General features: G+C 43.1%; 18 protein-coding genes and 2 tRNA genes. 8 read left to right on the top strand and 12 right to left on the bottom strand.

Annotation, left to right across the window (positions count from 1 at the left end):
• Positions 1 to 13: 13 nt before the first annotated feature.
• The 3 genes from pth (at position 14) to H0262_RS01395 (ending at position 2,266) form a co-directional block, all read left to right on the top strand.
• A complete protein-coding gene (gene pth / locus H0262_RS01405; RefSeq protein ID WP_181209420.1) occupies positions 14 to 595 on the top strand; it encodes an aminoacyl-tRNA hydrolase in 582 nt (193 codons plus the stop codon).
• A 99-nt stretch (positions 596 to 694) separates the two neighbouring features.
• Positions 695 to 1,075, top strand: coding sequence for an aspartate 1-decarboxylase (panD, locus tag H0262_RS01400; RefSeq protein ID WP_011279481.1), 381 nt, complete (start codon positions 695 to 697; stop codon positions 1,073 to 1,075).
• Positions 1,076 to 1,285: 210 nt separating this feature from the next.
• Positions 1,286 to 2,266: a calcium/sodium antiporter gene (locus tag H0262_RS01395; protein ID WP_181209419.1), complete on the top strand. Its 981-nt coding sequence runs from the start codon at positions 1,286 to 1,288 to the stop codon at positions 2,264 to 2,266.
• A gap of 42 nt (positions 2,267 to 2,308) precedes the next feature.
• Here H0262_RS01395 and H0262_RS01390 read toward each other — a convergent pair whose 3' ends face one another.
• From H0262_RS01390 to H0262_RS01380, 3 genes are all read right to left on the bottom strand, one after another.
• Positions 2,309 to 2,962 (bottom strand): RDD family protein, encoded by a 654-nt coding sequence (locus tag H0262_RS01390; RefSeq protein WP_181209418.1) that lies wholly within the window; start codon positions 2,960 to 2,962, stop codon positions 2,309 to 2,311.
• A 174-nt stretch (positions 2,963 to 3,136) separates the two neighbouring features.
• Positions 3,137 to 3,213 (bottom strand) — tRNA-Arg (locus tag H0262_RS01385).
• 183 nt (positions 3,214 to 3,396) lie between these two features.
• A tRNA-Ser gene (locus H0262_RS01380) sits at positions 3,397 to 3,486 on the bottom strand.
• A 247-nt stretch (positions 3,487 to 3,733) separates the two neighbouring features.
• On the opposite strand from H0262_RS01380, the gene H0262_RS01375 reads away from it, so the two are divergent.
• Positions 3,734 to 4,528 carry a hydroxymethylpyrimidine/phosphomethylpyrimidine kinase gene (locus H0262_RS01375; RefSeq protein WP_181209417.1) on the top strand — a complete coding sequence of 265 codons (795 nt, stop codon included), beginning with the start codon at positions 3,734 to 3,736 and terminating at the stop codon, positions 4,526 to 4,528.
• A 123-nt stretch (positions 4,529 to 4,651) separates the two neighbouring features.
• Here H0262_RS01375 and H0262_RS01370 read toward each other — a convergent pair whose 3' ends face one another.
• On the bottom strand, positions 4,652 to 5,221 hold the full coding sequence (locus tag H0262_RS01370; protein ID WP_011512552.1) for a YggT family protein: 570 nt from the start codon (positions 5,219 to 5,221) through the stop codon (positions 4,652 to 4,654).
• 121 nt (positions 5,222 to 5,342) lie between these two features.
• Positions 5,343 to 6,176 carry a pyrroline-5-carboxylate reductase gene (gene proC, locus H0262_RS01365; RefSeq protein WP_181209416.1) on the bottom strand — a complete coding sequence of 278 codons (834 nt, stop codon included), beginning with the start codon at positions 6,174 to 6,176 and terminating at the stop codon, positions 5,343 to 5,345.
• A gap of 218 nt (positions 6,177 to 6,394) precedes the next feature.
• On the opposite strand from proC, the gene H0262_RS01360 reads away from it, so the two are divergent.
• Positions 6,395 to 6,919: a GNAT family N-acetyltransferase gene (locus H0262_RS01360; protein ID WP_181209415.1), complete on the top strand. Its 525-nt coding sequence runs from the start codon at positions 6,395 to 6,397 to the stop codon at positions 6,917 to 6,919.
• A 6-nt stretch (positions 6,920 to 6,925) separates the two neighbouring features.
• Here the strand turns inward: H0262_RS01360 and tilS are convergent, their stop codons facing one another.
• The 4 genes from tilS to H0262_RS01340 all read right to left on the bottom strand — a co-directional run bounded on the left by tilS (position 6,926) and on the right by H0262_RS01340 (position 11,440).
• On the bottom strand, positions 6,926 to 8,506 hold the full coding sequence (gene tilS / locus H0262_RS01355) for a tRNA lysidine(34) synthetase TilS (protein WP_181209414.1): 1,581 nt from the start codon (positions 8,504 to 8,506) through the stop codon (positions 6,926 to 6,928).
• A gap of 141 nt (positions 8,507 to 8,647) precedes the next feature.
• The gene (locus tag H0262_RS01350; RefSeq protein ID WP_011512548.1) at positions 8,648 to 9,451 is read right to left on the bottom strand and encodes an acetyl-CoA carboxylase carboxyltransferase subunit alpha; all 804 of its coding nucleotides are present in this window, start codon (positions 9,449 to 9,451) and stop codon (positions 8,648 to 8,650) included.
• A gap of 229 nt (positions 9,452 to 9,680) precedes the next feature.
• Positions 9,681 to 11,207 (bottom strand): exopolyphosphatase, encoded by a 1,527-nt coding sequence (ppx, locus tag H0262_RS01345; protein ID WP_133103900.1) that lies wholly within the window; start codon positions 11,205 to 11,207, stop codon positions 9,681 to 9,683.
• A 53-nt stretch (positions 11,208 to 11,260) separates the two neighbouring features.
• Positions 11,261 to 11,440 carry a hypothetical protein gene (locus H0262_RS01340; RefSeq protein ID WP_181209413.1) on the bottom strand — a complete coding sequence of 60 codons (180 nt, stop codon included), beginning with the start codon at positions 11,438 to 11,440 and terminating at the stop codon, positions 11,261 to 11,263.
• 250 nt (positions 11,441 to 11,690) lie between these two features.
• On the opposite strand from H0262_RS01340, the gene H0262_RS01335 reads away from it, so the two are divergent.
• Positions 11,691 to 12,017, top strand: coding sequence for a DUF962 domain-containing protein (locus H0262_RS01335; protein ID WP_259275382.1), 327 nt, complete (start codon positions 11,691 to 11,693; stop codon positions 12,015 to 12,017).
• 86 nt (positions 12,018 to 12,103) lie between these two features.
• Here H0262_RS01335 and hemL read toward each other — a convergent pair whose 3' ends face one another.
• Both hemL and H0262_RS01325 read right to left on the bottom strand, forming a co-directional pair.
• Positions 12,104 to 13,405: a glutamate-1-semialdehyde 2,1-aminomutase gene (hemL, locus tag H0262_RS01330; protein WP_181209411.1), complete on the bottom strand. Its 1,302-nt coding sequence runs from the start codon at positions 13,403 to 13,405 to the stop codon at positions 12,104 to 12,106.
• A gap of 98 nt (positions 13,406 to 13,503) precedes the next feature.
• The gene (locus H0262_RS01325) at positions 13,504 to 13,857 is read right to left on the bottom strand and encodes a zinc ribbon domain-containing protein YjdM (RefSeq protein WP_220432354.1); all 354 of its coding nucleotides are present in this window, start codon (positions 13,855 to 13,857) and stop codon (positions 13,504 to 13,506) included.
• A 295-nt stretch (positions 13,858 to 14,152) separates the two neighbouring features.
• Here H0262_RS01325 and H0262_RS01320 point away from each other — a divergent pair, with 295 nt between their 5' ends.
• Together H0262_RS01320 and H0262_RS01315 are read left to right on the top strand one after the other, a co-directional pair.
• The gene (locus H0262_RS01320; protein WP_181209410.1) at positions 14,153 to 14,920 is read left to right on the top strand and encodes a folate-binding protein YgfZ; all 768 of its coding nucleotides are present in this window, start codon (positions 14,153 to 14,155) and stop codon (positions 14,918 to 14,920) included.
• A 52-nt stretch (positions 14,921 to 14,972) separates the two neighbouring features.
• On the top strand, positions 14,973 to 16,316 hold the full coding sequence (locus H0262_RS01315; RefSeq protein ID WP_181209409.1) for a D-amino acid dehydrogenase: 1,344 nt from the start codon (positions 14,973 to 14,975) through the stop codon (positions 16,314 to 16,316).
• A gap of 44 nt (positions 16,317 to 16,360) precedes the next feature.
• On the opposite strand, the gene H0262_RS01310 is transcribed toward H0262_RS01315, so the two are convergent.
• Positions 16,361 to 18,586, bottom strand: coding sequence for a molybdopterin oxidoreductase family protein (locus tag H0262_RS01310; RefSeq protein WP_181209408.1), 2,226 nt, complete (start codon positions 18,584 to 18,586; stop codon positions 16,361 to 16,363).
• Positions 18,587 to 18,882 lie beyond the last annotated feature (296 nt).

The raw sequence follows: 18,882 nt of genomic DNA, 5'->3' as shown, positions 1-18,882 counted from the left end.
GCAGGGTGTTTTTATGGCCATAAAGCTTATAGTCGGTCTTGGTAATCCGGGTCAGGAATATATGTTTACGCGCCATAATGCAGGATTTTGGTTCGTCCTTCATTTGGCTCAGCAGTTTAATATCACTCTCGCCCCCGACAAAAAATTCCATGGAGTGACAGGACGCGGGCAGATTCATGGGCATGACGTGCGTCTATTGATGCCGCTGACTTTTATGAATAAATCAGGTCAGTCGGTCGTGCCCATGGTTAAATTTTATGGCATTGATAATGACGAGCTGTTAATCGCCCATGATGAGCTTGATATTCCCGCTGGCAGCATCAAACTCAAAACTGACGGTGGTCATGGCGGTCATAATGGTCTGCGTGACATAACCCCCCATATTGGTAACGACTTCCATCGTCTGCGTGTGGGTATTGGTCATCCGGGTCACAAGTCTAAAGTCAGTGGTCATGTGCTTTCAAAAGCTGCGCCAGATGAGCAGATTGCTATTGATAGTGCATTATCTGCTGCTTTTGACGCCCTGCCTTTGCTATTAGGCGGTGATATCGAAAAAGCACGTTCGCAAATTAATGGTTTTAAATTACCTGAATGAATGGTGTTTCAATTATAATAGCCTTTTATTTTAGCAAGTTAATCCCCATTAACGTTTTGATTTGACTCATTTATATCCGTTACACTAAGGAAGCAATCTATGCTACTTAATATGCTCAAGTGCAAATTACATCGTGCCCGTGTTACTCATGCCGAACTTCACTATGAAGGCTCATGCGGTATCGACGGTGATTTGTTAGACCTTGCCGGTCTGCGTGAAAACGAATCTATCGACATCTATAACGTCACCAATGGCAAACGCTTTCGCACCTATGCTATTCGCGCTGAAGCGGGCTCTGGTATTATCTCCTTAAACGGTGCAGCGGCTCATATGGCAGACCTAGGCGATATCGTTATCATCTGTGCCTATGCACATTTTGATGAAGTTGAAGCGTCAACGTATCAGCCAAGACTGGTCTATTGCAACGAAGACAACACGGTTAAAGACACCGCAAATATTATTCCAGTACAAGTGGCCTAAGAAAATCATTTAAGAACTTGTTACATAAACTATGAGTAAATACGTGGTCACACGGTTGCCATTTCTGTCAAAATCCCATTAAAATACTTGTACTTATATCGAAGCTGAATCCAGATTGTGATTCAGCTTTTTTTTATGCCATTTTTATATGACATAAGCTTGCTCAAAATCCAATATCTGTTTTTTATCTCTAACGAAGGAGTTATCTAAATGTGGTTGGCAGTTATTGCAATATTGATCGGTCTTGCGATTCTTGTTTGGAGTGCCGATGTCTTCATTGATGCTGCAACAGCATTGGCAAAAAAGTTTAATGCGCCCAGCTTCTTAATTGGCGTTATCATATTAGGAGTAGGCACATCTGCCCCTGAGATGGTCGTGTCTGCATTGGCAGCATTGGAAGGCAGCCCTGAGCTAGCACTGGGTAATGCGTATGGCTCTAATATCATCAATATTGCTTTGGTCTTGGGTGCAACGGTACTCATTAGCCCTATTATCATTCATAAAGGTGTCATCAAGCGCGATCTGCCAATACTGGTAGTCATCACTGCATTGGCAGCGTGGCAGCTCCGTGACGGGCTATTAAGCCTAACTGATGGTCTGGTACTATTGGCAACATTGGTTATTGTGTTGGGAATTCAGATCATTCTTAGTTTACGTGAAAGCAAATCAAATGATGAAGAGGCTACTACAGAAAATTTGAGCGGTACAGAGGACAATCATCCTAGCTTGATGCGCGGTTTAGGCAGTTTAGTCATTGGCTTATCAATGCTGGTAGCAAGCTCGCAAGCCATCGTCTGGGGCGCCGTTGAGCTGGCAACGTTTTGGGGATTGAGCGAGCTGATTATCGGTCTGACTATTGTTGCTATTGGAACCTCGCTGCCTGAATTGGTCGCAAGCTTATCAGCCGCACGTAAAGGTGAGCACGACATGGCACTGGGTAATATTATCGGCTCTAATATATTTAACACCTTGGGCGTCGTTGGTCTCGCAGCGCTTATAGCGCCAATCACAGTCAGCCCAATTATCTTATCACGTGATATATTGGCGATGGGTCTGGTCACGCTCTTACTGGTAGCTATGGCGGTTTTTGCCTTTATGAGTAAGCGTCCATTCAGTCGCACTTCTGGCTCGACTTTGGTCTTATTCTTTGTCGGCTATACTTTATGGTTGATGCAAACAGCCAATATGTAAGGCTTAAAGCATGTTGACAGACTATGGCAAGGATAATGCGGTTTATTTTCCTTGCTTGCGGTTTCTAATCACTCGCCATAGTCCTTCATTCTCCGTTTTTGGCATTTTTAAGGTAATGGTATTCGAGAGCATATCTTGCACTGCGAGACCACGTGAGTTGAATAGGCAAAAAGCATAATTAAAAACAAAGCCCAGAAAGACACTGGTCAATAAAATAGCGCGCGAGCCACCGATGACACTACCAATGAGGCCAAATATAAGTGGCATGATACTGGCTGCTAGAACACGCTTAAAGGATTGCCCCCACGTGAGCAGATGACCGCTGTTATTAACGGTTTTAAGCCGCCAAGTCTGCATACCTAATGTCTGCCCACCGCGACGCCAGAACAACCCATAAAACCCTACCAACGTCAGGATAAAAGAGGGTGTCATAATAACGTTTTGATACCATGTTGGCAGTGATTGAGCTTGTGACGACTCGTTACCCGTCTCCATCGTCAACAAGGTGCCAATCACCGTCAGCACCGTCCCTACCAAAAATAATAATGCTAAAATCAGCATACCATCATAAAGAATCGCTGCCATGCGGGTGCTGGGTTTAGCAATCGCTAGCTCTTCAACCTCAGAGGTATGAGGTGCAGATTTTTTGGCTTTAGCAGCGGATTTAGACGGGCGTTTAGATAAACTCTTTGACATGGTACCAGCTCATAGCAAGCAATGAATAATAGTGCTATTGTACCGTAATTCAGGCACTTATCGTACACTATACTCAGGATAGTCGATTGGATATAAAGAAATCGCAGACGTAAAAAAACCGCCAAATTGTCATAAGACAGGCGATTGATTTAGTAAATAGGCGATGATGTAAAATGGTGCGCTTGGAGAGATTCGAACTCCCGACCCCTTAGTTCGTAGCCAAGTGCTCTATCCAACTGAGCTACAAGCGCGTACTTTACACATCATTTACTGCTTTGTTAATAACAATTACAGTAAATTAGGTTGGTCATTATATAGATAATTTCGCTTGTGTCAACACCTTTTTTCGTTAAAATCAAATTAATTTTTGTTTTAACAAAACAGAAGATAATTAACGCTGTTTTCGCGTGATTACTCTAATAACAACGAATAAATGGCGGTGAAGGAGGGATTCGAACCCTCGATACGCTTACACGTATGGTTCCTTAGCAGGGAACTGGTTTCAGCCACTCACCCACTTCACCTAACGATTTAAGACACTTATTAAAGTATTTTTAATAAAAATACCTCTTTAAACATAGTATTGATGCTAACAATACGTCTTATGCCGTGGGCGAGTATTATAGCAAAGCCAAAACGAATTGCAAGCATTGTCTGTCCTTTTAATCATGCTTTTTGCATAATTATCGATTTATCGGTCTTTATGGCTTTTTTGACAGTAGATGGCTATAGTATTTACCACTTATTATAAAAGATATCAAAGGATGTGTTATGCGACCAGTCGTATTGTGCTTTTCAGGCTTAGACCCCTCAGGTGGTGCTGGATTACAAGCGGATATAGAAGCCATCGGTCAAGCAGGCGCTCATGCTGCTATCGCTTGTACGGCTATTACCATACAAAACTCGCAACAGGTCTTTGGCTTTGATGCGTGCGCGGCAAATTTAGTTAAAGATCAAGCCAGCGCTGTACTTAATGACTTGTCTGTCAGTGTCATTAAGTCAGGTATGCTTGGTACGACTGATAATATCACTATGCTCACCCAGTTATTTGCTGACGAGATTATTGTTAAGGGTACTCCTTTTGTATTGGACCCAGTATTGGTCGCCAACAGTGGTGGTAGCTTAGGCGATGAGCAGACGCTAGTCGCCGCCTTTAGACAGCTGCTACCCTATGCCACCTTGATTACCCCTAACACTCATGAGCTGCGCGCCTTGAGTGCTGAACAAAACTTACATATAGGTGCTCAGAAGTTATGTGCACAAGGCACTCATGCAGTACTGGTCAAAACCTCACACGACTTCGATAGCGGTGATATTGAGCAGTATTTATACATAAAAGGCGAGATGGTACATAAAAGTATCTTGCCACGCCTAAAAGGCGAATTTCACGGCTCTGGCTGTTCACTAGCGAGCTTTATCGCTGGGCGCTTAGCGATGGGTGATGCGCTTATCGAGGCAGTAAAAGCGGCGGATAGCTGGATTACCAAAACGCTGCGTGCCGCTGATGCACCGCACCCTGAGGATGCTAAAGCGCAATTGATACCCAACCGCTTTATGCGCTTTTAGCACTTAGTATTTATCATATAATTTTATCTAAATAACGAACATAAAAAAGGCACTCTATCTTGTATAGAGCGCCTTTTTTATTTGAAATTTTATTATCTCGAAAACCTTTTTAACTTAACTGGCTTAACCCAACATTGGCATAAAGCTTGATGCCAAACCACCGATAAAGATTTCGAGTAGGTAAAAGGCAAAAAAGGCAATCATCGGTGATAGGTCAATCATCCCTAAGTTTGGCGTAATACGACGAAACGGTGCCAAAATAGGTTCTGCTAAATTAACAATAATACCAATAAGCGGATGCTGAGACTGTGTAAAAACCACAATCCAGCTAACGATGATAGAACCAATCACCAAGTAGCGGCACATGCGTAAAAAGTCTAAAACCAAGCTGATAGTACCAGTAAAAAACAATGGGACTGGCGCAATACCCTTATGTGTTAATGCTGCTTTTCCTGCGATATCAATCAGACGAATCAAAAACATCAGGACGATGGCAGCGATACTAATACGACCTTGTGCAACGGTTGGAAAAATACGTCCAAAGACATCGACGATATGGGTCGCTTTATAGGCAGGCGCAATCATAGGATTGCTGGCATCCATCCCTGCAAACTGTAGCATAAAACGAATAAACACCAACATCATGGCGAAGGTGGTGACCAAATCAAAAATTTGCAATAACATGTTGTTCATGAAGCGCTACTCAATGTGACATTATTAACAGGTTTTAGGATGACGAATGTCATTATCAGGCATTTATTATAACCAGTCAGAGGCAGCATTTTATAAAATACTACCTCTATTATAAAGATGATTACTTGCTCATCTCTTCACTCAAGGCTTGGCTGCGATCGTAGCACGCTTGCATGGCTTCACCAATTTGACGACCAATGTCATTGGCTTGCATCGATTCAATCGCAGCTTGAGTTGTGCCGTTTGGTGAGGTCACTTTACGACGTAGCTCGCTTGGCGCATCTTCACTACCCATTGCCATTTTTGCCGCGCCCAACATGGTTTGCATTGCAAGCGCGGAGGCCTGCTCTTTATCCAATCCTAGAGCCACTGCCCCATCAACCATAGCTTCAATGAAGTAAAACATATACGCTGGCGCTGACCCTGATACAGCAGTTACCGCATGCATGTGTTCTTCATTATCGACCCACATGACCAATCCTGATGCTTCCATGACCGCCGTTGCCAATTGCTTCTGTTCAGCAGAAATATTATCAGTACCGTACAGACCCGTTGCGCCCATTTGAATCATTGCAGGGGTATTTGGCATCGCACGGACGATGTTGTTATAGCCACCCAACATGTCAGATAGAAGCTCAGTCGACAAACCTGCTGCCACTGAAATCACCAGCTGCTTGTCTAAGGCATCTGCAAAGCTACTGACCACTGCTTTCATCACTTGCGGTTTGACCGCCAGTACCACAATGTCAGCATCGATAACGGCAGCTTTTGCATCAGCAGTTGGATCAACTGTGTTCAATCCTTTAGCAGCCAATTGCTCGCGCGCCTCACTACTAGGATCAGCAACGGTAATTAAACTCGGTTTGACACCGCAGCTGACAAGCCCACTAATCAAAGCCTGCGCCATATTGCCGCCACCGATAAAGCTGATTTTCTTATTATCTAATACTGACATACATGTCTCCTATTCAAAAATCCAAAGGTATTCAAACTAACATAATGATAGGTAAAATGACACTCAGTTTACCATACTGCTACTGGCGCTGTTCGGGAAATTCAAACGCTAACTAATAGTACTACCTTTTAATTGAGATACTAAATTAACATCGAATATCACACAGCTTACCTGTTAGATTAAAAAGTCATTTAGGTAGAGTGGTACAGGGGAAAAACATGTTTTGCATTCGTAAAGCTCATTCAAAAGATTTTGCGGATATTGCTCATATCCATTGCAAAAGTTGGCATGACGCCTACTTGAATCTGCTACCTAAGTCTTATATCAACAATAAAAACAACCTTAGTGAAAAAACAAAAATGTGGCAGGAATTGATTAATCATCCTGATGTCATTATTTGGATAGCCTATGATGCTAATCATAAGAGTTTAGGATTTATTGGGTATTTTACTAAAAATAATAGCTATGAAATTACAACTCTCTATGTTTTATCAGAATATCATGGGCGAGGTATAGGCACCGAATTGATGAAAAGGTCATTACAAGCCATATTGAGTTTTAATATCAATGCAAATTTTTATTTATGGGTATTAGAGAATAACGCGCCTGCCATTCATTTCTATAAAAAATTCGGCTTTGTCTGTAATGGTGAAGAAAGTGAAGAAGATTATAAAGATACACAAATAGTAGATATCAAAATGATCAAAAAAATGAAGATCTACCCTACTCAAGGCTTTGAGTAACAAACATCAAAACGAGCTAGGTACGGTTAAACAGCTGCTAATAGCACTTTCTATACTATAAGAATTATTTACAGTATTAGTTAACCGCTTAGCACCATCCAACACCCAGTTTTCAAGAGGTGATAATAATAAAATAGGTTGTTCTATCGGGCAATCGTTCTCTAAAAGCTCGTTTTCACTACTTTCTTTATTTATCAAAGTCACGCTAACGACTACTAAACTCTCACGCATCCATGATGGAATACCTAAGGTTTGATAGAGCTTTTTGCCCGATTGTGGACGCGACGCCAATGCGGTTTGCACACGCTGATTGCGATTTAATGGCGCAAAAGTGATCTCAATCTTATCTTTATCGCTTTCCAATAGTCGCGTTACGTCATTTGGCATAATCTGCACGTGCCAAGCAAATGTATCATCACTACGTAAGGTCATTGAAAATGATTCACTATCCGCTTTATCAGCCACAGTAAGATTGAGTAAGGTTTGCGTTTGTTCAAGAAGCGGGATTTTGAGCCATGCTAGCCAGTCGCTACTTAGACGATAAAGCTGCTGACGATAACGGCGAATAGTATATGACTGTTTGCGTCCTTGCCAAAACAGTTCCGTTTGATGGTCATTATCATCACGTTGGCTTAGGCTCAATACGTTATCGACAAGCTGCTTAGCAGGCGGTAATGGCTCATCTTGACCAAGCCAATAATGCAATAGTTGTCGTTGGCGATAAAGTGGTAGTTTTTGTAGTTCATCTATATTTAGCACACGCTGCGCAGATGATAGCTGTAATGATGCTACCTCTGTCCACTGTAAATCTTTTGCCGCTTGTGCATTAACCATTAATTGCGCATCGCTTAGTAGCTGCGCGCTACGTGCTATGTTATCAATAACGTTAGGATTGTATTTCGCTAATACTGGCATAATGTCACGGCGTAGTCCACTACGGACGTTATCACCGCCGTCATTGGTGGGATCATCAATATAAGGCAGCTTTAGGCGCTGAGCATAGGCGCTAATACTGGCGCGCTGTATAATGAGCCAAGGTCGCCATAATATGATGCGATGCGCGTCCTGCGTTTGTACACGCCACGGCTGCATACCCGACAGACCATTTACTCCTGCGCCTTGAATCAATCGCATCAACACAGTTTCAGCTTGGTCATCAGCATGATGGGCTAATAGTAATACATCATCTTGATTGAGTTGCGCACGCATTACATCATAACGTGCTTGGCGTGCGGCTTGCTCATCATGTCCATTTACGTGTGCTTGCAAAATAGTGCATGGTATCTTTTGAGCCTTTGCCCAGTTAGCAACATGCGCAGCCCAAATAGCGCTATCCGCTTGCAAGCCATGGTTGACATGCAATAGTTGCGGCAAAAATGGCAGTCGACCTTGCTGATAGAGTTGCACACATAGCGCTGCCAGTGCCAATGAATCACGCCCACCACTACAGGCCAGCCAAATTCGCCGACCCTGTAGCTGCTCGCCATACTCAGCCATACTGGTCAATAATGCCTTTGCCAAATTATCGTCAATCGGCAGTTCAGCTATTGGCTCAATAGGATGTGGTAGGATTGCACTGCTGCTCATCATTGACCTTATCTCATTAGTTAGTATATGAATTAATTGACAAAAAAAAACGCGCCATAACATGACACGTTTTTATTTTAACATTAAGCGTAAGCCTCTAGTGCTAAAAGCTGATTGTCAACTATTTAGACACAGGACATACTAGCAAGGCAACATGACTTCTGAGTTAAACGATTTGAATTTCTCATAACGTAGTTCACAACGCGTATGGGTATCTAAATCTTTCAGCTCATCCAATTGCTCAACCAATAGAGCTTTTAATGCCGTCATTACTGGCTGTGGCTGAATATGAGCACCTTCACCTTCGTCGATGACCGCATCAATCAAGCCCATTTGATACAGATTGATAGCATTTAACTTTAAGGCTTCACTGGCATCTTGCGCTTTTTCGGCAGTTTTCCATAGAATAGAAGCGCAGCCTTCAGGAGAGATGACTGAATAAATACTATTTTGTAGCATATTCACTTTATCACCAACGCCAATCGCCAATGCGCCACCTGAGCCGCCTTCACCAATAATGGTGACGATGATAGGCACTTTTAAACTAGAAAACACAGCAATGCTTTCAGCAATGGCTTGTGCTTGTCCACGCTCTTCTGCGCCAATACCCGGATAAGCGCCTTGGGTATCGACAAAGGTCATAACCGGAATATTAAAGCGCTCAGCCATTTTGACCAAACGAATGATTTTTCGATAGCCCTCAGGGTTTGCCATACCAAAGTTATGCTCAATACGCTCGCGTGTGCTGCGACCACGGTGTTGACCAACGACCATCACTGGCATACCGTTTAGGCGCGCAAGTCCACCCAGGATTGCCTTGTCATCAGCAAAAGCGCGGTCGCCGTGCAACTCATCAAATTCGGTAAACAGCTGATTCACATAGTCCATAAACAATGGACGTTTGGCATGCCGTGCAAGCTGAACGCTATCCCAGACGGTACTCATAGACGCTTCCCTTTCTTAGTTATACTTAATAGAGCTATGTTCAATATGGTTATATTTAATAATAACATCGTTATCGGCTTTAGGATAATGAAAGTACAGTTGTAAACTCAATAAAAACTATAATAGCACATCTTATATGCCATAACATTACCGACAACACCGCTTTTGTTATGTTATTTCTAACCGCATTAATCAAGTAATCTATTAACAGTTTTAGCTGATAAAAAAATTAAACCTCAATGACGCTTAGTTTGACGCCCCATTTGGCAAATTGTTCTATTTCAGTCTGCAAATCAGATAATAAGAAAGCGTAGTGCTCGCTGCTATCACCAACCATGATTTGCCAATGATTGTCATCATCTACTTTTAATTCTAATGTTGGTAATTCATAATCACTGCGACTGTGATGTGCCAGTACTGCCAAACGTAACAGCAAGCACAGATAAACGAGCTGATCACCGCCGATAGTACACGTCTGCTCTAACATATCTGCTTTGAGCTTACGGCGATGATTTAACATCAGCTGTGCCATACGTTTTTGGTCGACTTGTGAAAACCCTGGAATATCAGAATGTTCCATCAAATACGCACTGTGTTTATGATAGCTACTATGAGCAATCGCCAGTCCTATCTCATGTAAAAATGCAGCTCGCCTGAGTAGATCGCCATCTTCCGTACTGAGTCCAAGTTTAGTTTGCACTTGCCCAAAAAGGTGTCGACTGGTTTTGACTACTTGCTTAGCCTGCTTTTTATCGCCTGAATAGCGCTTAATCAGTGCCAATACACTGCGGTCACGTACGTCTTCACTGGCAAATCGTCCAAGCATATCGTACATGACACCTTCGCGTAGCGCGCCATCTGAGTAAGTAATAGCATCTACGCCCAACACCTTCATGACTGCTCGTAATACCGCAACGCCTGCTGGAAATACGGCTTTACGGTGCTCTTTGACGCCTTCTAAATCAATGTCATCAACGTTGCCAATTTTAAGCAATAATCTTTCTAACTTTTTAACACCTTTATAAGTGATGCGCTCTTGCTCGTCTGCCCAACCTTTTGAAACAAGGACGTTACGTACCGCTTTAATCGTACCACTCGATCCAATGGCGCTGCTCCAGCCTACTTTTTGGTAGCGCCCATTGATCGCCAGTACTTCTTTGCGCGCAGCCGATATGGCGTTGTTAAAGGCTTCTTTGGTAATTTGCCCATCAGCAAAATACTTCTGCGTAAAGGCAACACAGCCCATCTGTAAGCTCTCAGTCAATAATGGATCAAACTCTTGACCAATAATAAACTCTGTTGAGCCGCCACCAATATCGATAACCAGACGCTTGTCACTACTGGCATTGGTATGCGAGACTCCTAGATAAATCAAACGCGCTTCTTCTCGTCCCGCGATAATCTCAATAGGCTTGGGTAAAATTTTATTGGCACGGCTGATAAAATCATTGGCATTTTTGGCTTGGCGTAAGGCGTTGGTCGCAACAATACGAATACGCTCAGGAGGCACCGAATCTAGACGCGCCACAAAGCGGCTGAGACAGTCTAAACCGCGCTGCTCCGCTGCTGCACCCAAAATATTATGCTCATCCAGTCCTGCAGCTAACTGAACTTTTTCAGACATAGACACCACTTTTCGCACTTCACCATGATCGAGGCGAGCAATGGCTAAATGAAAACTATTGGAACCAATATCAATGGCTGCCATCAGTTCATCTTCTGCGAGTGGTGGATTTTTTAGGTTGTCTTTGGGCATAAGTAAGGTCGTTACCGTGTCAGATCAAAAGATAATTAAAAGGGTTTAGGCTTTTAAAATAGAAAGTACATTGGATTAAAGTCAGGACTACCATATATAAAAAAGATAATAATCACATAAATGATGGCAAGTTTTGCCATTAAAACATTTATGCCAAACGCTGGCAAGTAAGCGAAGACAACCGCTAAACAGCGGCTAAAAACAGGATAGATACTTTGTGAAACAAAAAACATCTTCTGTCCTTAGCCATTATTTGTTTAATATTGGCTTGCTACCACCACTATTGTCTATATTATAATAGAGAACAAGTACTTACCTATGAGCTTTATGGTATCAAGCTATTTCATTCTACTGAAAAGCCTCATTACGGATAGATGAGACATAACCTACAAGGAAGCCAAATCAATGAATAACACCCCTACGCAAACGTCACAAACTAAAGAAATTACTGCCGAAAAAGACAGCCAGAACAATCTGATAAAAATGGATAGCTCAGACAAACCGTCATTTTATGACTTTTATCTTGATGAGCATCAAAATATGGCTTGCCGTAGGTTGCATTTTGCAGGCAGTAGCTTTGGGTTAATTGGACTGGCAAAATCTGTTAAGAATCGCTCAGCAAAACCCTTACTTAAAGGTATTGCCGCAGGATACGCTTGCGCTTGGGTCGGACATTTTTTCTTTGAAAAAAATAAACCCGCCTCTTTTAAATTTCCTTTAAAAAGCTTTGCTAGTGATTTTCGTATGTATGTAGACGTAATGCGAGGTAATTTAAGTCTGAGAGACCGTAAGTTTGATAAAGTGCAATAAATACAACTGCCTTTATTATTCATAAAAAAACCAGCACAGTAATCTTGTCACTATGCTGGTTTTTTTAAACGCCTAAAACTGCTGTGTTACGCTTTTGCCATTTCTGCAAATATTTCATCAGCGGCTTTAATAGTCGCCTCGATATCTTCGTTACTATGCTTGATAGACATAAAGCCTGCTTCATAAGCGGACGGTGCCAGATAAATACCGCGATCAAGCATACCGTGGAAGAAAGTATTAAATAACTCCATATCACACTCAGTCACGTCATCAAAGTTTTGAGGTACAGTCGTCGCACTGTCTTTGACAAAGAACATACCAAACATACCGCCCAATTTATTGGTGCGCATATTGATGCCATGCTTGTCAGCAGCCGCTTGGAAACCATCAACCAAATGATCTACTTTCGCTGATAGCTCGTCATAGAAACCGTCTGCCGTTAAGTCTTCAAACATGGCGATACCGGCGCGCATCGCCAGCGGATTACCGGATAACGTACCCGCTTGATAGACACCGCCAAGTGGTGCGATGCAAGACATGACTTCTTTTTTGCCACCAAAAGCACCCACTGGTAAGCCCGCACCGATGATTTTACCAAAGCAGGTTAAATCAGGGTCGATACCGAAATGCGCTTGCGCACCGCCAAGTCCAACACGAAAGCCCGTCATGACTTCATCAAAAATCAATACTGCGCCATTGGCAGTACATTCTGCACGCAAGGTATCATGGAATTCTTGGCTTGGAATGACCATATTCATGTTACCAGCGATCGGCTCCAAGATAACGCAAGCAATCTCTTCACCCCATTTTTCAAAACAATCTTTAATCGCTTGCGGATTGTTATATGGAATCGTAATAGTATGCTTGGCAAAATCTGCTGGTACACCTTTTGAGGTAGGCTCACCAATATCCAGCATGCCTGAGCCTGCTTTTACTAATAGGCTGTCTGAATGACCATGGTAGCAGCCTTCAAACTTGACGATTTTGTCACGCTGAGTATAACCACGTGCCAAACGAATCGCACTCATGGTCGCTTCCGTGCCTGAGCTGGTCATACGAATCATCTCAACACTCGGGACGATTTCGCAAATTTTATCGGCAACGGTGGTCTCAAATGGCGTTGGCGTACCAAAGCTCAAACCATCATCAGCCGCTTTTTTGACCGCATCAATAACTTTTGGATGGGCATGACCCAAAATCATTGGACCCCAAGAGCCAACATAATCAATATAAGCATTGTCTTCGGTATCATAGATTTTGCTACCATTGGCACGGTGCATAAAGATTGGCGTGCCACCGACACCAGCAAAAGCTCGGACAGGTGAATTTACACCACCAGGGATATGCTTACGTGCTTGCGCGAATAGTTGTTCATTTTTAGTGCTCATAGTTATTCTCTATTTAATCGTTTTTTATTTAGTGATTTTATAATTAGGGATCGTCTATTCAGTAATTTGTATTATTTTTTTCACAATAAGTGTGTGGCTTAAGCTTTTTTAACTACCGATGATTTAAGTTTCATCGGACCATAGCCATCAAGCTTACAATCAATATCATGACCATCGGTCGCATCTGGCAATAGACGAATACTTTTTGCTTTTGTTCCTACTTTGATGACGGTTGAAGAGCCTTTGACTTTCAAATCTTTAATCACGGTCACGGCATCGCCGTCTTGCAGCTCATTACCAACGGCATCGCGAATGACCGCGTCTTGATCTTTAGATTGTGCTACGTCGGTTTCTGCCACTGTCCATTCATGAGCACACATCGGGCATACCAGCAGCGCGCCATCTTCATACGTATATTCAGCATCACATTTCGGACAATTTGGTAAGCTCATAATTCCCTCGGCAGCCATCATATATTAGGTTTATTCCAGAGCTCACATTGTACCGTAACTTGCACTCTTTAACCAATTTGTACGCTTGAAAACCGCTGGCTGTGCCCAATTTAACGCTTGATAACTATCTTAACGATGACGTTTTTTATGAGGGTGTTTTTTGTGGTACTCTTCTTAGCCTCAGCTGATTTTATAATTGTTTATCTTGGCATAAAAATCTGGGCTATCATTTTTTGATACTTATTCTTAACATTTAGTGCTTTATAAAAAACCTCTTTTTAGAAGGATAATAACAATGACTCAATCTATCAATGCGGCGACATTGCCACAGTTTTCCCAATTATCTATCCAAGGTGAGGATGCCGAAAAATTTTTGCAAGGACAATTAACTTGTGATGTCACTAAGCTCGGACTCAGTTATCAAGCCGCAGCCATTGGGAATTTAAAAGGTCGCATAGAATTCGGTATTTGGATTAAAAAACAAGCGGAAAAGCATTTTGACATGGTCATCAGTGCAGATTGCGCTGAGGCTTTCCAAGGACATTTAAAAAAATTCGGTGCCTTTTCAAAGTTTGATACTAGTGCCCCGACACCTATTTATCCTTGTGTTATTGATGAAGTGCCGACTTTTAGCCATCAGGACGACCACAATACATCTAAGAATATTCAAGCTTGGATGCAGTCTAGTATCGCAACTGGTAACTATTGGATAGTAGCGGCAACGCAAGGCGAATTCCAACCACAAGAGTTGCGTCTGCATCAGCGCGGCGGCATGGATTACGATAAAGGCTGTTATTTGGGTCAAGAAGTCATCGCCCGTATTTACTTTAAATCAGCGCCGAAAGCGTTTTTGCACTATGTAAAAGGAACAAATTTAAAAGGCTCAGGTACAACTCCTGCCGCTGGTGAAAAACTGGATAAAGTACAAGTCGTCAATGCGATTACTACTAGTGAAGGCTTTGAGGCATTGGTCGTGGCTCGTCCAGAACAGTTGGCTGAAAGTAGTCTGACCATATTGGGCTTACCATTGGCGCTACAAGCGGATGTTGCTCGCCCTAAGTAATACCAGATAACAACGCTCTCATCTAATTTCATCAATCGCAGCAGAGTAATCTATGACCCATATTGCGGTACTCGGAGCAGGCGTGGTGGGCGTGACCACCGCATGGTATCTCCGCCAAGCAGGCTATGATGTGACCGTGATTGAGCGTGAGTCAGCGGCAGGTATGCAAACCTCATTTGCCAATGGCGGACAGATATCAGTCTCGCATGCGACCCCTTGGGCAAATCCTACTGCACCGATAAAAGCATTCAAATGGTTGTTTCGCGAGGATGCACCGTTGCTTTATCGATTGCGTGCGGATAAGACGCAAATTAAATGGGCGATGCAGTTTTTGCAAGAGTGCCGCGCAGATCGTGCTGATGCAAATTTAGTACAAATGGTACGTTTAGGATTGTACTCACGCGATGCTTTACAACAATTACGCACGGATATTGGCATTGATTATGAACAGCAAACGCGCGGTATCATGCATTTTTATACCAATCAAGCTGAGTTTGATGCTGCTATAGCGCCTACAGAGCGTATGCAAGCGCTTGGCTGCGAGCGTTATGTGATTGACATCAATAATGCCGTTAGTCTCGAGCCAGCACTCTACCCCATTGCGCATAAGCTCAAAGGCGCGACATATACTAGCCGTGACGAATCAGGCAATGCCCATCTATTTACTCAGCGTTTAGCTAAGCACTGTATAAAGGCTGGCGTTAAGTTTTTATACGATACTGAGATCTTAGCGATTAATATGGATGCTGACTCTGCGCGTCCGCACGTACATAGCATTACCATTCGACCTAATGGCGAAAATGCACAAACCTTTAGTGCAGATAGCCATGTACTGGCGCTTGGTAGCCATAGCGTCACTTTGATGAAACCTCTTAGTATGCATCTGCCTATTTTCCCTGCCAAAGGCTACTCGGCCACTTATCAAATCAACCCCCGCGCCCCGCATCTAGCACCCTTTGTCAGTCTCATTGATGATGAGTTTAAGCTGGTCACATCGCGTCTTGGTGATAAATTGAGAGTGGCGGGGACAGCAGAGTTTAACGGCTACAACTTAGATTTGAATACCGTACGCTGTGAAGCCATCACTCGCCGCGTGCAGCAGTTATTTCCTAAAGGCATCATTGCCAACTCTGTACAATATTGGACAGGGTTACGACCAATGACACCATCAAATGTACCGTTAATAGGGCGCGCGCATATGGGTAAAGTCCGACATGGTAGTCGAAATATTGACGCCACTTTTGATAATTTATGGCTCAATACTGGTCATGGCACGCTTGGCTGGACGCATGCATGTGGTTCGGCTAAAGCAATTAGCTTATTGATACAGGGTGAGACACCGCCAGTCGATTTTGATTTTGTTGGTGTAGAAATGCCAAAAAAGGCGCTGATATAAGCGCCTTTTTTATTTACATGAGAGACTTTTATTCTAGAACTATTTTATGCAGTGCTACCCGACTCGGCTTTTGAATGTGACGAAGAGTTCGAACTGTTTGACTCAGCAGCTTCTGAGAATATAGTTCCTGCATGTATAGCTTCCAATTGCACAGGGACGCCATTTACAGCGGCATTACCGCTTAACTCATCAATCAACGTATCATCTGTCAGATCATTCACACTGACACCTGCATGCGCTTGGGCGATTTTTTGCTTAACGCCTTTACGGCCGTGACCAAAGCCATGCGGAATACTCACTACCCCCGCCATCAACTCATCAGTGATTTCTGCTGCAACAATCACGCTACCGACGCGCGAGGTGACTTTCACGTCTTGACCATCCTCAATACCATATTGCGCAGCAGTATCTGGATGCAGCATGAGCGTACAGCGCGGCTTACCTTTGACCAAGCGGTAGCTGTTATGCAGCCACGAATTATTACTGCGGACATGACGACGACCTATCAATAAAATCTCGCTGTCATCATAATTTTGCATCATCGCTTGCACGCGGGCAAGATCTGCTTGATAAAAATCGACATTCAGATGAATCTGCTTATCTTTATGCTTTAACGCTTGCGGCAGCATGGTTTTGAGCGGTCCTAGATCAAGACCATGAGCATTTTTCTTGAGCTTGTTCAGTGTCATGCCAGCATAAGGTCCACGCCGTAATCCCTGATCGAGTACGAATTTCGGTCCTATTCGCCTTATCAATAGCCGTTCGGTTTTGGTTGCTAAAGACGCTTTTTTATCCAAGCGCTTTGCCAGCTCTAGATAGATTTGCCAGTCATGCTTGGCGTCCTTATCTTTACGAAACAACGCTTTTGAATATTTAGCGACGTTATGTACGGCAAAATTATTAAAGGTAACGTCGTAATGGTCGCGCTCTAGCGGTGAGACTGGTGGCAAAATAATATTAGCATGGCGACTGGTTTCATTAACAAAATAATCAATGGCGACCATAAAATCTAACTGTTCAAAGGCTTGATCTAATTTTTCGCCATTGGGTGTACTCAAGACAGGATTACCCGCTACCGTCATAAAGCCTTTTAATTGCCCCTCACCTTCGATCAATATCTCATCACTCATGGCAACCACGGGATATTCACCATTAAAGTCAGGTAGCTTGCTGACACGACTATGACGCTTACCCAGATACCCTGGACCAGAATTATTCACCACATCGACTGCAGCATTCGGGAACATCAAACCGCCTACTTCATCTAAGCGCCCCGTCACGATATTAATAACCATAGACAAATACTGGCTTAATAAACCAAATTCCTGCACTGATATACCCATCCGACCATAGCAAACCGAGCTTTTTGCTTCACAAAATTCTGTGACCAGTCGCTTGATGTCGATTGCGGCTATGCCCGTAATAGTAGCAACTGACTCTGCACTATAGTCTTTGGCAAAATCTGCCAGTCGCTCTATTTCTGGCGCGAGTGCTGCTGCTCTATTATTGATACTTGCTTTATCAGCATAGCCTTGCAAATAAATCTCATTGAGCATCGCTAGTAATAGCAACACGTCAGTCGCTGGACGAATAAAGTGATGCTCGCTTGCGATATCAGCGGTTTCAGTACGTCTTGGATCGATGACGATGACTTTGCCACCACGTGCTTTAATGTCTTTTAGTTTTTGGCGCATGTTTGGTGCTGTCATGATACTGCCGTTAGACGCTAGCGGATTGCCACCGATGATGAGCATATACTGAGTACGGTTGACATCAGGCACAGGAATACGCAGCATATGCCCAAATAAATGCATGCTAACGATATGGTGCGGTAGTTGGTCGACTGAAGTGGCAGAGAAGCGACTGCGCGTTTTGAGGCTGTTTAGCAGATACTTAATCGTCAGCATGCCACCCAGATTGTGTACGTTGGGATTGCCCAAATAAACACCAAAAGCATTTTTGCCATGTTGTTTTTGCACTGCGCCAATACCAGCTGCGACTTTATCTAACGCTTCAGTCCAGCTAATTTCTTTCCAGCCTTTAGCCGTTCTTTCAACAGGATGACGCAGGCGGTCAGGATCCTCATGCAAATCTTGCAAGGCAGTCGCTTTTGGGCAAATATACCCTTTAGAAAATGGATCGCTCTTATCCCCTTTAATCGATAAAACCTTTTTGCCATCGTGCTTTATCTCGATACCACACATTGCCTCACACAGAGTACAGGTTCTAAAATGCGTCTGCTCTTTGGATTTGGTTTGTTCAGTCGCCACGGTCACGCTCCCTGTTTCATATTGTCATTCTTAATAAATCGATACTGAATTCCTTTTTAAGACTGTGATCACTGACAGTCTATTACCTACTATATCTCGCTGATGCTGTAACTCATAGTCAAATGTGTGCACTGTAGTTATGCACCTTAGTTACGTACCTCACTGACAAAACATCCTAATGATTACATAACTAGACTGCTCATAACACAGTCACGATTTTTTTTATAATTGAGCAACAGTATCAACATTGTCCATACAGACAAAGCATTTTGAAATTCATATATTAGTAGCACAAG

This window comes from Psychrobacter sp. D2 (genome assembly GCF_013608135.1).
Lineage (GTDB): Bacteria > Pseudomonadota > Gammaproteobacteria > Pseudomonadales > Moraxellaceae > Psychrobacter > Psychrobacter cryohalolentis.
This window is presented reverse-complemented; position numbering and strand designations above follow the sequence as displayed.

Bases quoted from the DNA above. Each gene is read 5' to 3' on its own strand.
- pth (WP_181209420.1), top strand. From the start codon at position 14: ATGGCCATAAAGCTTATAGTCGGTCTTGGTAATCCGGGTCAGGAATAT.
- panD (WP_011279481.1), top strand. From the start codon at position 695: ATGCTACTTAATATGCTCAAGTGCAAATTACATCGTGCCCGTGTTACT.
- H0262_RS01395 (WP_181209419.1), top strand. From the start codon at position 1,286: ATGTGGTTGGCAGTTATTGCAATATTGATCGGTCTTGCGATTCTTGTT.
- H0262_RS01390 (WP_181209418.1), bottom strand. From the start codon at position 2,962: ATGTCAAAGAGTTTATCTAAACGCCCGTCTAAATCCGCTGCTAAAGCC.
- H0262_RS01375 (WP_181209417.1), top strand. From the start codon at position 3,734: ATGCGACCAGTCGTATTGTGCTTTTCAGGCTTAGACCCCTCAGGTGGT.
- H0262_RS01370 (WP_011512552.1), bottom strand. From the start codon at position 5,221: ATGAACAACATGTTATTGCAAATTTTTGATTTGGTCACCACCTTCGCC.
- proC (WP_181209416.1), bottom strand. From the start codon at position 6,176: ATGTCAGTATTAGATAATAAGAAAATCAGCTTTATCGGTGGCGGCAAT.
- H0262_RS01360 (WP_181209415.1), top strand. From the start codon at position 6,395: ATGTTTTGCATTCGTAAAGCTCATTCAAAAGATTTTGCGGATATTGCT.
- tilS (WP_181209414.1), bottom strand. From the start codon at position 8,506: ATGAGCAGCAGTGCAATCCTACCACATCCTATTGAGCCAATAGCTGAA.
- H0262_RS01350 (WP_011512548.1), bottom strand. From the start codon at position 9,451: ATGAGTACCGTCTGGGATAGCGTTCAGCTTGCACGGCATGCCAAACGT.
- ppx (WP_133103900.1), bottom strand. From the start codon at position 11,207: ATGCCCAAAGACAACCTAAAAAATCCACCACTCGCAGAAGATGAACTG.
- H0262_RS01340 (WP_181209413.1), bottom strand. From the start codon at position 11,440: ATGTTTTTTGTTTCACAAAGTATCTATCCTGTTTTTAGCCGCTGTTTA.
- H0262_RS01335 (WP_259275382.1), top strand. From the start codon at position 11,691: ATGGATAGCTCAGACAAACCGTCATTTTATGACTTTTATCTTGATGAG.
- hemL (WP_181209411.1), bottom strand. From the start codon at position 13,405: ATGAGCACTAAAAATGAACAACTATTCGCGCAAGCACGTAAGCATATC.
- H0262_RS01325 (WP_220432354.1), bottom strand. From the start codon at position 13,857: ATGAGCTTACCAAATTGTCCGAAATGTGATGCTGAATATACGTATGAA.
- H0262_RS01320 (WP_181209410.1), top strand. From the start codon at position 14,153: ATGACTCAATCTATCAATGCGGCGACATTGCCACAGTTTTCCCAATTA.
- H0262_RS01315 (WP_181209409.1), top strand. From the start codon at position 14,973: ATGACCCATATTGCGGTACTCGGAGCAGGCGTGGTGGGCGTGACCACC.